This window comes from Kribbella sp. NPDC023972, from assembly GCF_040639075.1.
Lineage (GTDB): Bacteria > Actinomycetota > Actinomycetes > Propionibacteriales > Kribbellaceae > Kribbella.
In genome coordinates this window covers 316141-329186 of record NZ_JBEZZH010000001.1, presented here as the reverse complement: position 1 = coordinate 329186, position 13046 = coordinate 316141, and the positions used below count along the sequence as shown (strand labels likewise).

Sequence of the window (13046 nt, the reverse complement as noted above, 5' to 3'; positions counted from 1 at the left end):
CATCAAGCACAGCGCGCCCCGTGTCTCATCCGCGCCCGGAGCGAAGCGAGGACGCGGATGAGCATCGAGCCGTTGTGGGAGGTGTTCGTGCGGTCGCGGCGTGGGCTGTCGCACACACACGTCGGCAGTCTGCACGCGCCGGACGCGACGATGGCGCTCCGGAACGCGCGGGACGTCTACACCCGCCGGCAGGAGGGTGTGTCGATCTGGGTCGTGCGTGCGGCCGACATCACCGCTTCGAGCCCGGACGAGAAGGACGAGTTCTTCGATCCGGCCGGTGACAAGGTCTACCGGCACCCGACCTTCTACCAGGTCCCGGAAGGTGTCGAGCACCTGTGAACGACCTGTTCGTCTACACGCTCCGGCTCGGCGACGACGCGCTGATCTCCGCCCAGCGCACCGCCGAGTGGATCGCGGCCGCCCCGCAGCTCGAGGAAGACGTTGCCCTAGGCAACATCGGTCTCGACCAGCTCGGCCAGGCGCGATCGCTGCTGCAGTACGCCGGCCAGGTCGAGGGGGAGGGGCGGTCCGAGGACGACCTCGCCTACTTCCGGGACGAGCGCGATTTCCTCAACCTGCAGCTGTGTGAGCTCCCGAGCGGCGACTTCGCTCACGCGATGGCTCGCTTGCTGTACTTCGCGACGTACCAGCAACTGCTCTACGAAGGTCTGCTGAAGTGCGCTGACGAGACGTTGTCCGGTGTCGCGGGCAAGGCGGTCAAAGAGGTTGCGTACCACGTCGACCACGCGACCCAGTGGGTGCTGCGACTCGGGGACGGGACCGAGGAGAGTAACCGCCGGATGCAGGCCGGGCTGGAGGCGTTCTGGCCTTACACCGCGGAGATGTTCGAGTCCGACGACCTCGTACGACGTCTTGCCGTCGCTGTCGACCCGTCGACGTTCCAGGAGGAGTGGGAGCGCCGGGTGATGGCGGTGATCGACGAGTCCACGTGCAGCCGGCCATCATCATCGTACCAGCACACTGGCGGTCGTTCCGGACGGCACACCGAGCACCTGGGCTACCTGCTCGCGGAGCTGCAGCATGTGGCGCGCTCGCATCCGGGGGCCACATGGTGACGGACACGGCCATCTTCGAGGCCGTTGGTGAGGTGGCGGATCCTGAGGTGCCGGTGCTGACGATCGCGGACCTCGGCGTACTGCGAGGCGTTCGGCATGAGGGTGATCAGGTCGTCGTGACGATCACACCGACGTACTCCGGGTGTCCGGCGATGGATGTGATCCGGCAGGAGGTGGAGCTGACGCTTGACCACTTGGGGGTCGATGGCCGGGTGGAGACCGTACTGTCGCCGGCTTGGACGACGGACTGGATGAGTGAGGCCGGTAAGGCGAAGCTGGTCGAGTACGGTATCGCTCCGCCGACCGGACGGCATGCTGTCGGGCCGGTGATGCTGAGTCTGACCATCCGGTGCCCGTTGTGCGGTTCGCCGGACACGACGGAGCTGAGCCGGTTCGGGTCCACGTCCTGCAAGTCGCTGTGGCGATGCAATGCGTGCCGGGAGCCCTTCGACCATTTCAAGGCGATCTAGATGACGACGACTCTGGCCCGGCGGCGGGCGGTCTTTCATCCGTTGAGGGTGGCCGCGATCGAGGCGATCACCGACGACTCGGTCGCGATCACCTTCGAGGTGCCGCCCGAGTTGGCCGACGAGTATGAGTTCAGCGCGGGGCAGCACCTGACCATTCGCCGTACCGGTGACGACGTTCGGCGCAGCTACTCGATCTGCTCACCGGCCGGATCCGGCGTGCTGCGGATCGGCGTGAAGCGGCTCCCGGGCGGCGAGTTCTCGGCGTACGCCGCGGATGGACTGAAGGTCGGCGACGAGCTCGAGGTGATGACGCCGCTCGGACGTTTCGGTACGACGTTCGATCCGGCCAACGCGAAGCACTACGCCTTCGTCGCCGCGGGCAGCGGCATCACGCCGGTGCTCTCGCTGGTCGCGACGATCCTGGCGACCGAGCCCTCCAGCCGTGTCACCTTGCTGTATGGCAACCGGACCGCGGGGTCGGTGATGTTCGCCGACGAGCTGGCCGATCTGAAGGACCGGTACGCCGAACGGTTCCATCTCGTGCACGTGTTGTCGCGGGAGTCGACCGAGGTGGAGCTGTTCAGCGGGCGGATCGACGCCGAGCGGTTGAAGCGGATGTTCGCGACGATCCTCCCGGTGACGAGCGTCGACGAGTGGTTCCTGTGTGGTCCGTACGCGATGGTCGTCGGCGCGCAGGAGTTGCTGCTCGAGCAGGGTGTCCCGCGGGAGCACGTGCACGCCGAGCTCTTTCACGTCGGCGACGAGGCTCCCATGGCTCCGGTCGAAGAAGCTCCGGTCGACGAGGATGCCGCCCAGGTCACCGTGATCCTGGACGGCCGCCGCTCGACGTTCGCCCTGGCCGAACACTCCAAGGCGGTCCTGGACGCAACCCTGGCGGTCCGGTCAGACGCACCTTTCGCCTGCAAGGGCGGCGTCTGCGGCACCTGCCGAGCCAAGGTCCTGGAAGGCTCGGTCCGGATGGACACCAACTGGGCCCTCGAGCCCGACGAAATCCGAGCCGGCTACGTCCTCACCTGCCAGTCCCACCCCACCACCCCCACCGTCACCCTCGACTTCGACGCCTGACCCCATTTGGCTGGCAGACCATCGGAATGGTGGGTTTGCCACCAGGAACCCGGCTGGCAAACCCACGAATTGGGCGGTCTGCCAGCCACATGCCGGGACTCAGTCCGTGCCCGACTCCATCGCGGCGCGGTCCAGGAGTTCGTCCTCGTCCGTGGCCTCGCCGCGGGAGGCGATCGCCTCGGCTCCGCCGGTCGGCATCGCGCCGATCAGGTCGGTGGAGGACGCCAGCGCCGGGTGGGTGGAGCCGAACATGCCGAGGCCGGCGTACTGCTCCAGCTTCGAGCGGGAGTCGGCGATGTCCAGGTTCCGCATGGTCAGCTGACCGATCCGGTCGACCGGGCCGAACGCGGAGTCCTCGATCCGCTCCATCGACAGCTTGTCCGGGTGGTAGCTGAGCGCCGGGCCGGTGGTGTCGAGGATCGAGTAGTCCTCGCCGCGCCGGAGCCGCAACGTGACCTCACCGGTCACCGCCGTACCGACCCACCGCTGCAGGGACTCCCGCAGCATCAGTGACTGCGGGTCGAGCCAGCGGCCTTCGTACATCAGCCGCCCGAGCTTCCGGCCCTCGTTGTGGTAGCTCGCCAGCGTGTCCTCGTTGTGGATCGCGTTGACCAGCCGCTCGTACGCCGCGTGCAGCAGAGCCATCCCGGGAGCCTCGTAGATGCCCCGGCTCTTGGCCTCGATCACCCGGTTCTCGATCTGGTCCGACATGCCCAGCCCGTGCCGGCCGCCGATCGTGTTGGCCTCCAGCACCAGGTCGACCGCGGAGCCGAACTCCTTGCCGTTGATCGTCACCGGCCGGCCCTGCTCGAAGCCGATGGTGACGTCCTCCGGCAGGATCTCGACCGACGGGTCCCAGTGCTTCACACCCATGATCGGGTCGACGGTCTCGACCCCGGTGTCGAGGTGCTCGAGCGTCTTGGCCTCGTGGGTGGCACCCCAGATGTTGGCGTCGGTGGAGTACGCCTTCTCGGTGCTGTCCCGGTACGGCAGGCCGTGCGCGACCAGCCACTCGGACATCTCCTTGCGGCCGCCGAGCTCGGTGACGAAGTCCGCGTCCAGCCACGGCTTGTAGATCCGCAGGTGCGGGTTCGCCAGCAGGCCGTAGCGGTAGAACCGCTCGATGTCGTTGCCCTTGAAGGTCGAGCCGTCGCCCCAGATCTGGACGTCGTCGTCGAGCATCGCCCGGACCAGCAGGGTGCCGGTCACCGCCCGGCCGATCGGGGTGGTGTTGAAGTACGTCCGCCCGGCCGACCGGATGTGGAACGCGCCACAGGCGAGCGCGGCCAGCCCCTCCTCGACCAGCGCCGCGCGGCAGTCGACCAGTCGGGTGATCTCGGCGCCGTACGCCGTGGCACGACCCGGGACGGAGGCGATGTCGGGCTCGTCGTACTGACCGAGATCGGCCGTGTAGGTGCAGGGGACGGCTCCCTTGTCCCGCATCCACGCGACCGCGACCGACGTGTCGAGCCCGCCCGAGAAAGCGATGCCGACCCGTTCACCAACAGGCAAAGACCTAAGAACCTTGGACACAGGAAAAGTATGCACTCCTCTGAATGATTATGCAAACCGGGTGGGAGAAGCGCCGTGAACTGAGGTGGTTGGTGTGGTCAGCGTGGCTGTTGGGGGAGGAGGGGTTGGGGTTGAGAGGATGTCAGTTCTGCTGACTGAGGGGAGTGGGGCGCCAGATGATGGGGCGGTCGCATGCGTTGTCGGGGTGGTGCGCGGGCCTGGTGGTGGCGCCGCTGGTGGGGCTGACCACGGTCGCTGAGGTGGTGCCGTTCGCCGCGGCGACGGCTGGGTACGCGCTGGTGCCCGACCTGGATCACCCAGGAGCGCGCGCGTCTCGTCTGGTCGGTCCGGTGACCCGCATCCTCTCCGAAGCGGTCCGCGCCTTCTCGAGCGTCCTCTACAACCTCACCAAGGGACCACGCGACGAGGACAGCACCGGCCGGCACCGGCACGCGACGCACACCCTGGTCGCCGCGATCCTGCTCGGCATGCTCGCCGCCAGCGCCGGTGACCGCGGCAAGTGGGCAGTCCTCGCGGTGGCCGTCACCGGTCTGCTGCTGGCAGCCGACGTGCTGGGGGACGGGCTGATCGTCCTCGCGCTCGGCGCCACCGCCTGGTCCGTCGCTGGTACGGCGTTACCCGGTACGACGACCGCGGACGCCGTCCAAGCAGGCCTCACCGGCATCGGCGGGTGGATCGGAGTGGCCGTCGGACTGGGCATGTTCGTTCACTGCCTGGGTGACAGCCTCACCCGCTCCGGCTGCCCGTGGCTGTGGCCAGTGCCGATCCGCGGCGAGACCTGGTTCGAGATCCGCCTGCCGCGCCCGCTCCGCTTCCGCACGAACGGCTGGTTCGAGCGCCTGATCGTCGTCCCGCTGCTGCTCGGCGCCGCCGTACTCCTGCTCCCCGGGGCTCTGCAGGCAGTCGAGCGGCTCTTCACCGCCACCTCGATCTGGCTGGCGGGACGCTAGCGCCCTTCGGTCAGGTACGACGGTACGCCGCCGGCCTCGAGCGCAGCCGCGAACCGCTGCTGGTTGCGGACGCCCGGCCACACCTCCCAGAGGAACAGCGGGATCGCCAGCGCCGCGCCGGTCAAGATGACCCAGAAGCTCTCGACCACGAACGCGAGCGGGAGCGAGATCAAGAAGACCGCCTCGCACGCCGCGAACCGGACGAAGGTCGACGCGGTGAACCGTCGCCAGGAGTCCATCCCGACCTCCGCCGGCGACCGGTCGCTGTGCTGAAGCGGGCTAGTCCGGAAGCCGACGAGCTCGCAGACCGCGTAGGCCAGCGCGGCGGCGAGCAACACGAACGACGGCGCCCACGTGGGCGGGAAGTCGCCGATCCCGTCGACGGCCAGCACAAACCACATGGCCAGGGTGATCAGCGGGATCGCGGCGAGCAGGGCGCTCGCCGTGACGGTCAGGGATCGTTGGGCGGGGGAGACAGTGGTCACGCGGCAGAGACTAACGGCCCAGGAAGTCACCGAGTTCTCCACGAAGAGCAACCACTTGATGGCGGAAAGTATGCACAGAATTTTTTCCGGATTTTTTTGCCGGAAGCTGTAACGCCTCCCAGGGCCGGCCCGATAGGACGAGTGAGCCTGGTGGCTGCCCGGACCCCCGAGCGGACAGCCACCAGGCCTACTCATTTCTCAGAGGCTTCGGAGCGGTAATCTGACGTCCATGTCCTCAGCAGCAAGCTCCGCCTCACCGGCGCCGCCCTTCGGCCGCCTGACGACGGCGATGATCACCCCGTTCCGGCCCGACGGCTCGCTCGATCTCGATGCTGCGCAGAAGGTCGCGACCTACCTGGTCGACCGTGGTAACGACGCCCTGATCGTGAACGGGACGACCGGCGAGGCGCCGACCACCTCGGACCAGGAGAAGGTCCAGCTCATCCAGGCGGTGCTGGCGGCGGTCGGCGACCGCGCCAAGGTGGTCGCCGGGGTGGGCACCAACGACACCGCGCACACGATCGAGTGCGCGAAGCAGGCCGAGGCCGCCGGTGCACACGGTCTGCTGGTCGTCACGCCGTACTACAACAAGCCTCCGCAGGACGGGCTGCGCGCGCACTTCACCGCGGTCGCCGACGCCACCGGCCTGCCGAACATGATCTACGACATCCCCGGCCGGGCCGGCGTCGAGGTCAGGACCGAGACCCTGATCGCGCTCGCGGAGCACCCGCGGATCGTCGCGGTCAAGGACGCCAAGGGCGATGTCGCCGGGGCCACCAAGGTGCTGGCGAACACCGATCTGTTCTACTACTGCGGTGCGGACGAGCTGAATCTCGCCTGGCTCGCGATCGGCGCGGTGGGAATCGCCAGCGTCGTCGCGCATGTCGCGAGCGAGCCGTACCGGCAGCTGATCGACGCCGTGGTGGCCGGCGACCTCGCCACCGCACGAGAGATCGACCGACGGGTGGTGCCCGCCGTCGAGGCGATCATGACCAGGACCCAGGGCGCCATCATGGTGAAGGCCGCGCTCAAGCTGGCCGGCGTCATCGAGCACGCGACACTCCGGTCGCCGTTGGTTGAGGCGACCGCCGAGCAAGTGGACTGGCTCACCACCGACCTCAAGACGGCAGGACTGATTGCATGAGCCATCCTCATCCAGATCTCGACGCGCCCGGACCACTGGCCCCGGGCGCTTTGCGGGTCATCCCGCTGGGCGGCCTCGGCGAGGTCGGCCGCAATATGACGGTGTTCGAGTACGACGGGAAGCTGCTGATCGTCGACTGCGGCGTACTGTTCCCGGACGAGAACCAGCCCGGCGTGGACCTGATCCTGCCGGACTTCCAGCCCATCCGGCACCGGCTCGACGACATCGTCGCCGTCGTTCTGACCCACGGCCACGAGGACCACATCGGCGGCCTGCCCTACCTGCTGCGTGAGCGGGGTGACATCCCGGTCATCGGCTCGCAGCTCACGCTCGCGCTGCTCGAGGGGAAGCTGAAGGAGCACCGGCACCGCAACGTGCCGCAGCAGACCGTGGTCGAGGGCGAGTCGCTCCAGATCGGCCCGTTCGTCTGTGAGTTCATCGCGGTCAACCACTCGATCCCGGACGCGCTCGCGGTGGCGATCCGGACCCCGGCCGGCCTGGTGCTGCACACCGGTGACTTCAAGATGGATCAGTTGCCGCTGGACAACCGGATCACCGACCTGCGGGCGTTCGCCCGGCTCGGCGCGGAGGGCGTGGACCTGTTCTGCGTCGACTCGACCAACTCCGAGGTGCCCGGGTTCACCACCCACGAGCGCGACATCGCGCCGGTGCTGGACGGGGTCTTCGCCAAGGCGAGGAACCAGCGCATCATCGTCGCCTGCTTCGCCTCGCACGTGCACCGGGTCCAGCAGGTGATGGACGCGGCCGTGAAGCACCGCCGCAAGGTCGCGTACGTCGGCCGCTCGATGGTCCGCAACATGGGCGTGGCCCGGGATCTCGGCTTCCTGAACGTGCCCGGCGACACGCTGATCGACATGCGCGAGCTGGACGACTACCCGCCGGAGCAGGTGGTACTGGTCTCGACCGGTTCCCAGGGCGAGCCGATGTCGGCGCTGTCCCGGATCGCCGCGAACGACCATCACGTCGTCCAGATCCAGCCGGGTGACACCGTCGTACTGGCGTCGTCGCTGATCCCGGGGAACGAGAACTCGGTCTACCGGGTGATCAACGGGCTGACCCGGCACGGCGCGAACGTGGTCCACAAGGGCAACGCGCTGGTGCACGTCTCCGGCCACGCCAGCGCCGGCGAGCTGCTGTACTGCTACAACATCGTCCAGCCGCGCAACGTGATGCCGGTGCACGGCGAGATCCGGCACTTGCACGCGAACGCCGAGCTGGCCATCCGGACCGGCGTACCGGCGCAGAACGTGGTCGTCGTCGAGGACGGTGTGGTGGTCGACCTGATCGACCGCAAGGCCGTCGTGGCCGGCAAGGTGGACTGTGGGTACGTGTTCGTCGACGGGTCGACGGTCGGCGACATCACCGAGACCTCGCTGAAGGACCGCCGGATCCTCGGCGACGAGGGTTTCATCTCGGTGATCGCCGTGATGGACTCTGTCACCGGCAAACTGACAGCCGGGCCGGAGATCCAGGCGCGCGGGTTCGCCGAGGACGACACCGTCTTCGACGACCTGAAGCCGAAGATCGAGGCGGAGATCGAGAAGGCGATCGGCGGCGGCGTGGACGACATGTACCAGCTGCAGCAGGTGATCCGGCGGGTGGTCGGCAAGTGGGTCAGTGACACCCACCGCCGCCGCCCGATGATCATCCCGGTTGTGGTCGAGAGCTGAGAGAGGGGCCGGCGATGACAATCAGCGGTGTGAACGGCACTGGTCAGCGCCGGCCGACGATGAAGGAGGTCGCGGCCCGGGCCGGCGTCGCGCTGAAGACCGTCTCCCGGGTGGTGAACGAGGAGCCGAACGTCAGCCCGGAGCTGACCGCCAAGGTCCAGGCCGCGATCAAGGAGCTCAACTACACCCCGAACGAGAGCGCCCGGATGCTGCGCCGCGGCAAGACCGGCACGATCGCGGTGGTCATCCGCGATATCGGCGACCCGTTCTTCGCCTCTCTCGGCCGGGCGGTCGAGCTGTGGGCCCGGTCGTCCGGCTCGGTGGTGATGATCGGGCTGACCGACGAGGATCCGGACCGGGAGCGGGAGGTCTGCCTGGAGTTCGTCGCCCGCCGCCCGGACGCGCTGATCATGGCTCCGATCGGGGAGACCCAGGAGTACCTCGCGCCGCACGTCGACGCGGGGATGGCCGTGGTCACGATCGACCGGCCGGCGCACGGGATCGAGGCGGACGCCGTACTGGCCGACAACGCCGGCGGCATCGACCAGGCGATCGACCATCTGGTCCGGCAGGGCCACCGGCGGATCGCGTACCTCGGTGACGACGAGCGGATCTTCACCTCCCGCGAACGCGTGGTCGCCTACCGGGCCGCGATGGCCCGGCACCGGATCGAGGTGGACGAGGACCTGGTCCACCTGTCCGAGCCGACCACCGAGGGCATCGGCATCACGCTGTCCGCCGTACTGGATCGGCCGGAGCCGGCCACGGCGTTGCTGTCGGCAAACAACATGACCACTGCCGAGGTGCTCCGTGGTCTCGCCGGCCGGCGGGACCGGGTCGCGCTGGTCTCCTTCGACGACCTCGCCCTCGGCGACCTGCTCAGCCCGGGCCTCACGGCCGTCGCCCAGTCGGCCGACGTGATGGCCCGTACGGCGATCCAGCTGATGACCGAGCGCCTCCCGGAACCGCACCGCCCGGGCCGCACGGTCCGCGTGCCGGTCAAGCTGACGATCCGCGGCTCCGGCGAGATCCCACCGGCCGGCTGAGGCTCAGTTCCGGTACTGCGCGACGAGCGGGCACTCGAACGGGTCCCGGGCCCGGAGGCCGACGTTGTTCAGGTAGTCGACGACGATCCGGTACGACGACAACAGCCCGACCTCGGTGTACTTCACCCCGTGCAGCTCGCAGTACTCGCGCACGATCGGCTGGACCGCTTTGAGGGTCGGCCTGGGCATGCTCGGGAACAGGTGGTGCTCGATCTGGTAGTTGAGACCGCCGAGCGCGAAGTCGACCACCACGCCGCCGCGGATGTTGCGCGACATCAGCACCTGGCGGCGCAGGAAGTCGAGCTTCATCGTCGCCGGCACGAGTGGCATGCCCTTGTGGTTCGGGGCGAACGAGCCGCCGAGGCAGATCCCGAACACGGCCAACTGCAGCCCGAGGAAGGCGCCGGCCTTGCCGACCGGCAGCAGGATCAACAGCACGGCCAGGTAGCCACCGAGCCGGGTCAGGATGATCGCGGCCTCGATGCGCTCCACTCTGGTGGCGGACCGACGGAGCAGATGGCGCAGGCTCGCGACATACAGGCTCAGGCCCTCCAGGGTGAGCAGCGGGAAGAAGAGCCATCCCTGGCGGCGGGTGAGCCATCCGCTGAAACCAGTGCGCTTCTCGACGTGCTCCGGGGTGAAGGCCACGACTCCGGAACCGATGTCCGGGTCATGGTCCACCTGGTTCGGAGCCTGGTGGTGGCGGCTGTGCTTCGAACGCCACCAGCTGGAACTCATCCCGATCAGTCCACCGCCCAGCAGGCGTGCGGTCCAGTCGTTCCAGGCCGCGGAGTCGAAGATCTGCCGATGCGCGCCGTCGTGGCTGAGGAAGGCGACCTGGGTGAGCACGAGCGCGAGCGCGCCGGCCATCAGCAGTTGCAGCCAGGAGTTTCCGAGCAGTCCGACACCGACCCACACACCGGCGAAGGCCGCGATCACCAGGCCGATGCGAGTCCAGTAGTACCCGCGTCGCCGCCGGAGCAGTCCGAGCTCACGCACGGTCCGGGCGAGCTCGGTGTAGAGGTTCGTGTACCGCTGCTGCGGGCCCTGCGGATGGTGTTCGTCCGCGACAAGCTGTGACATGAGAACGCCCCAGTCCGGGAGTGCATCGGTCGATGCGCTACCGGGTCCGGGGCAGCGCCACGAGAAGGTGGCTTGTACTTCAACAGAACCACGCTCGGCTGGCAGGCGCAAGCCGACGTCCAGCTAACGAGTCGGCAGCGCCGAGGTCTTGAGAGAGCCGTCGAGAACGCCCTGTGCCACGACGCCCAGGCGTTGCCCGGTGCCTCGGGCGTACGAACGCATCGCGGTGAAGGCGTCGTCCGGGCTCAGGCCGGCGCGCTCGGCCAGCATGCCCTTGGCCTGCTCGATCAGGATCCTGCTGCCCAACGCCTGCTGGAGCTGCTCGGCCAGTTCCTGCTGTCCGCGCACCTGACGTTCGTGCAGCAGGCCGATGGTGGCTATGTCGGACAGCGCCTGGCCCAGCGCGACGTCCTCGTCGGCCAGTGGCTCTGTGCTGGTGCGGAACAGGTTCAGCGCGCCGATCACCTGCCCGCGATGGCGCAGCGGCAAGGCGTGGGCCGTGGCGTAGCCGCCCGCCGCTGCCGCCGCGGCGAACTCGGGCCACCGGCCGAGATCGGCATTGACCACCGGCGCGCCGGTGGAGAAGCACTCCGGACAAGGACCTTCGTTCTGCTGGAGCTCGAACAGCTCGAGCAACTCCACCTGCTCGTCCGACGACGCCATCACCTGGAGTACGCCGTCCGAGTCGGCGAGCATCAACCCGGCGGCGTCGACATCGAGCAACTCGACGCTGACCTCGGCCAGCGTGCGCAGGAAGTCGACCAGGTCGAACTCGTCCACCAACGTGTCGGCCAGCTCGATGAAGACCTGCGTGATGCGGTGTTCCCGTCTCAACTGTGTTCCCTTTCGACAGTTACATTGTCCGCACCCGCGGCGGGAAGTAGGTGATTTGGTACCCAATTCGCCCGGCTGTCACCTCGGTGTCATCGAGTTGATGCACAGTACGGTCACCGTCAGGCCATGAACTCGAGCCGCCGCCAGTTCCTGGCCGCATCCACAGTCGCCGGCGCGTCCCTGGTCCTGCCCGGGGTTGCCGCCGCGACGCCGAACCTCGTCCGGCGCGACCGGCCCGGGTTGCCGTCCGGGATCATGTCCGGCGACGTCACCGCGAACTCGGCTGTGGTCTGGTCCCGGACCGACCGCCGGGCCCGCCTCGTCGTCGACGTTACCAGCCACGGCCGGTTCGACCGGGCGATCCGCCTGCGCGGCCCGATCACCGGGCCGGATGACGATTTCACCGCGCAGTTGCCGCTGAAGGGCCTGCGCCCGGGCCAGCGGTACGACTACCGGATCTCGTTCGAGGACTCCTCCGGCCGTCGCGGCGAGTCGCTGGAAGGTTCGTTCAGTACGCCGGGACGCAACCGCGGACTGTCCTTCGTCTGGACCGGCGACACCGCGGGCCAGGGTTACGGGATCAACCCCGAGTTCGGCGGCATGGCGGCGTACCGGGCGATGCACGACACCCGGCCGGACTTCTTCCTGCACTCCGGCGACAACATCTACGCCGACGGCCCGATCGCGGCCGAGGTGAAGGTTGCCGACGGCACCATCTGGAAGAACGTGGTGACCGAGCAGGTGTCCAAGGTCGCCGAGACGCTGGCCGAATACCGCGGCCGGTACAAGTACAACCTGCTCGACGGCAACGTCCGGGACCTGTACGCCGAGGTGCCGATCATCAGCCAGTGGGACGACCACGAGACGGTCAACAACTGGTACCCGGGCGAGATCCTGGCCGATGACCGGTACACCGAGAAGCGGGTCGACGTACTCGCGGCCCGGGCCCGGAAAGCCTTCCTGGAGTACCTGCCGATGGAGCACGCGGGTCGCGGCCGGATCTACCGCACGGTGAGTTACGGCCCGCTGCTGGACATCTTCTGCCTGGACATGCGGACGTATCGCGACACGAACCCGAAACCCGGTGTGAGTGGTTCGGTGGCGCTCCTCGGCGCGGAGCAGGCCGCGTGGCTGGTCCGCGAGGTCGCGGCTTCGAAGGCGACCTGGAAGGTGATCGCCAGTGACATGCCGCTCGGGTTGCTGGTCCCGGACGGCACCGAGATCGAGGCGGTTGCCAACGGACTACCGGGTGCGCCGGGTGGTCGCGAGCACGAGATCGCCTGGGTGCTGAGCCAGTTCAAGCGGCGCAAGGTGCGCAACACGATCTGGCTGACCGCGGACGTGCACTACTGCGCGGCGCATCACTACGACCCGTCGCGGGCGGCCTTCACCGACTTCGACCCGTTCTGGGAGCTGGTCGCCGGGCCGATCAACGCCGGCACGTTCGGGCCGAACGCGCTGGACTCGACGTTCGGGCCGAAGGTCGAGTTCGTCAAGGCGGCCGACTTCCCGAACCAGCCGCCGAGCGGTGGCAACCAGTTCTTCGGGCACGTCGACATCGACCCGCGCACCGGCGTCTTCACCGCGTCACTGCGCGACCTGCACGGCACGGTCCTCTGGACCAAGGACATCCACCCGGCCCACTGAG

General features: G+C 68.3%; 13 protein-coding genes. 9 read left to right on the top strand and 4 right to left on the bottom strand.

Translation table 11 applies throughout. The annotated features are described in order from the left end of the window. The first annotated feature begins 57 nt into the window (after nt 1–57). Genes paaB through paaE form a run of 4 tightly spaced genes read left to right on the top strand, consistent with a single transcriptional unit; the run spans nt 58 to nt 2632 of the window. Nucleotides 58–339: a 1,2-phenylacetyl-CoA epoxidase subunit PaaB gene (paaB, locus tag AB0F43_RS01475; RefSeq protein WP_132315431.1), complete on the top strand. Its 282-nt coding sequence runs from the start codon at nt 58–60 to the stop codon at nt 337–339. Continuing rightward, entirely contained in the window at nt 336–1076 is a 741-nt protein-coding gene (gene paaC, locus AB0F43_RS01470; RefSeq protein ID WP_360469039.1) for a 1,2-phenylacetyl-CoA epoxidase subunit PaaC, read from the top strand. The genes paaB and paaC overlap by 4 nt, the downstream gene beginning before the upstream one ends. Then, nucleotides 1070–1546 carry a 1,2-phenylacetyl-CoA epoxidase subunit PaaD gene (gene paaD, locus AB0F43_RS01465; RefSeq protein ID WP_360469036.1) on the top strand — a complete coding sequence of 159 codons (477 nt, stop codon included), beginning with the start codon at nt 1070–1072 and terminating at the stop codon, nt 1544–1546. Before paaC ends, paaD begins: the two co-directional genes overlap by 7 nt. Continuing rightward, entirely contained in the window at nt 1547–2632 is a 1086-nt protein-coding gene (paaE, locus tag AB0F43_RS01460; protein ID WP_360469034.1) for a 1,2-phenylacetyl-CoA epoxidase subunit PaaE, read from the top strand. Nucleotides 2633–2731: 99 nt separating this feature from the next. Here paaE and argG read toward each other — a convergent pair whose 3' ends face one another. Next, nucleotides 2732–4165, bottom strand: a complete 1434-nt coding sequence (gene argG / locus AB0F43_RS01455; RefSeq protein ID WP_360469032.1) for an argininosuccinate synthase — start codon at nt 4163–4165, stop codon at nt 2732–2734. Between the two features lie 155 nt (nt 4166–4320). Here argG and AB0F43_RS01450 point away from each other — a divergent pair, with 155 nt between their 5' ends. Further along, complete coding sequence (locus AB0F43_RS01450; protein ID WP_360469029.1) at nt 4321–5115, top strand: metal-dependent hydrolase; 795 nt, start codon at nt 4321–4323, stop codon at nt 5113–5115. Here the strand turns inward: AB0F43_RS01450 and AB0F43_RS01445 are convergent. After that, nucleotides 5112–5600, bottom strand: a complete 489-nt coding sequence (locus AB0F43_RS01445) for a hypothetical protein (RefSeq protein WP_360469027.1) — start codon at nt 5598–5600, stop codon at nt 5112–5114. The genes AB0F43_RS01450 and AB0F43_RS01445 overlap by 4 nt on opposite strands. A 229-nt stretch (nt 5601–5829) precedes the next feature. Between AB0F43_RS01445 and dapA the strand changes: the two genes are divergently transcribed. Genes dapA through AB0F43_RS01430 form a run of 3 tightly spaced genes read left to right on the top strand, consistent with a single transcriptional unit; the run spans nt 5830 to nt 9481 of the window. Beyond that, nucleotides 5830–6744, top strand: coding sequence for a 4-hydroxy-tetrahydrodipicolinate synthase (gene dapA / locus AB0F43_RS01440; protein ID WP_360469024.1), 915 nt, complete (start codon nt 5830–5832; stop codon nt 6742–6744). Beyond that, a complete protein-coding gene (locus AB0F43_RS01435) occupies nt 6741–8435 on the top strand; it encodes a ribonuclease J (RefSeq protein WP_360469022.1) in 1695 nt (564 codons plus the stop codon). The genes dapA and AB0F43_RS01435 overlap by 4 nt, the downstream gene beginning before the upstream one ends. Before the next feature lie 14 nt (nt 8436–8449). Continuing rightward, nucleotides 8450–9481 carry a LacI family DNA-binding transcriptional regulator gene (locus AB0F43_RS01430; protein ID WP_360469019.1) on the top strand — a complete coding sequence of 344 codons (1032 nt, stop codon included), beginning with the start codon at nt 8450–8452 and terminating at the stop codon, nt 9479–9481. 3 nt (nt 9482–9484) lie between these two features. Here AB0F43_RS01430 and AB0F43_RS01425 read toward each other — a convergent pair whose 3' ends face one another. Beyond that, nucleotides 9485–10564 (bottom strand): acyl-CoA desaturase, encoded by a 1080-nt coding sequence (locus AB0F43_RS01425; RefSeq protein WP_360469016.1) that lies wholly within the window; start codon nt 10562–10564, stop codon nt 9485–9487. A 123-nt stretch (nt 10565–10687) separates the two neighbouring features. Then, nucleotides 10688–11398, bottom strand: coding sequence for a GAF and ANTAR domain-containing protein (locus AB0F43_RS01420; RefSeq protein ID WP_360469013.1), 711 nt, complete (start codon nt 11396–11398; stop codon nt 10688–10690). Nucleotides 11399–11524: 126 nt separating this feature from the next. Between AB0F43_RS01420 and AB0F43_RS01415 the strand changes: the two genes are divergently transcribed. Next, nucleotides 11525–13045 carry an alkaline phosphatase D family protein gene (locus AB0F43_RS01415; RefSeq protein WP_360469010.1) on the top strand — a complete coding sequence of 507 codons (1521 nt, stop codon included), beginning with the start codon at nt 11525–11527 and terminating at the stop codon, nt 13043–13045. Nucleotide 13046: the final 1 nt, after the last annotated feature.

Excerpts from the sequence above, each read along its gene's own strand:
- paaB (WP_132315431.1), top strand. The coding sequence starts at position 58 with ATGAGCATCGAGCCGTTGTGGGAGGTGTTCGTGCGGTCGCGGCGTGGG.
- AB0F43_RS01430 (WP_360469019.1), top strand. The coding sequence starts at position 8,450 with ATGACAATCAGCGGTGTGAACGGCACTGGTCAGCGCCGGCCGACGATG.
- AB0F43_RS01435 (WP_360469022.1), top strand. The coding sequence starts at position 6,741 with ATGAGCCATCCTCATCCAGATCTCGACGCGCCCGGACCACTGGCCCCG.
- AB0F43_RS01415 (WP_360469010.1), top strand. The coding sequence starts at position 11,525 with ATGAACTCGAGCCGCCGCCAGTTCCTGGCCGCATCCACAGTCGCCGGC.
- paaD (WP_360469036.1), top strand. The coding sequence starts at position 1,070 with ATGGTGACGGACACGGCCATCTTCGAGGCCGTTGGTGAGGTGGCGGAT.
- paaE (WP_360469034.1), top strand. The coding sequence starts at position 1,547 with ATGACGACGACTCTGGCCCGGCGGCGGGCGGTCTTTCATCCGTTGAGG.
- dapA (WP_360469024.1), top strand. The coding sequence starts at position 5,830 with ATGTCCTCAGCAGCAAGCTCCGCCTCACCGGCGCCGCCCTTCGGCCGC.
- AB0F43_RS01425 (WP_360469016.1), bottom strand. The coding sequence starts at position 10,564 with ATGTCACAGCTTGTCGCGGACGAACACCATCCGCAGGGCCCGCAGCAG.
- AB0F43_RS01450 (WP_360469029.1), top strand. The coding sequence starts at position 4,321 with ATGATGGGGCGGTCGCATGCGTTGTCGGGGTGGTGCGCGGGCCTGGTG.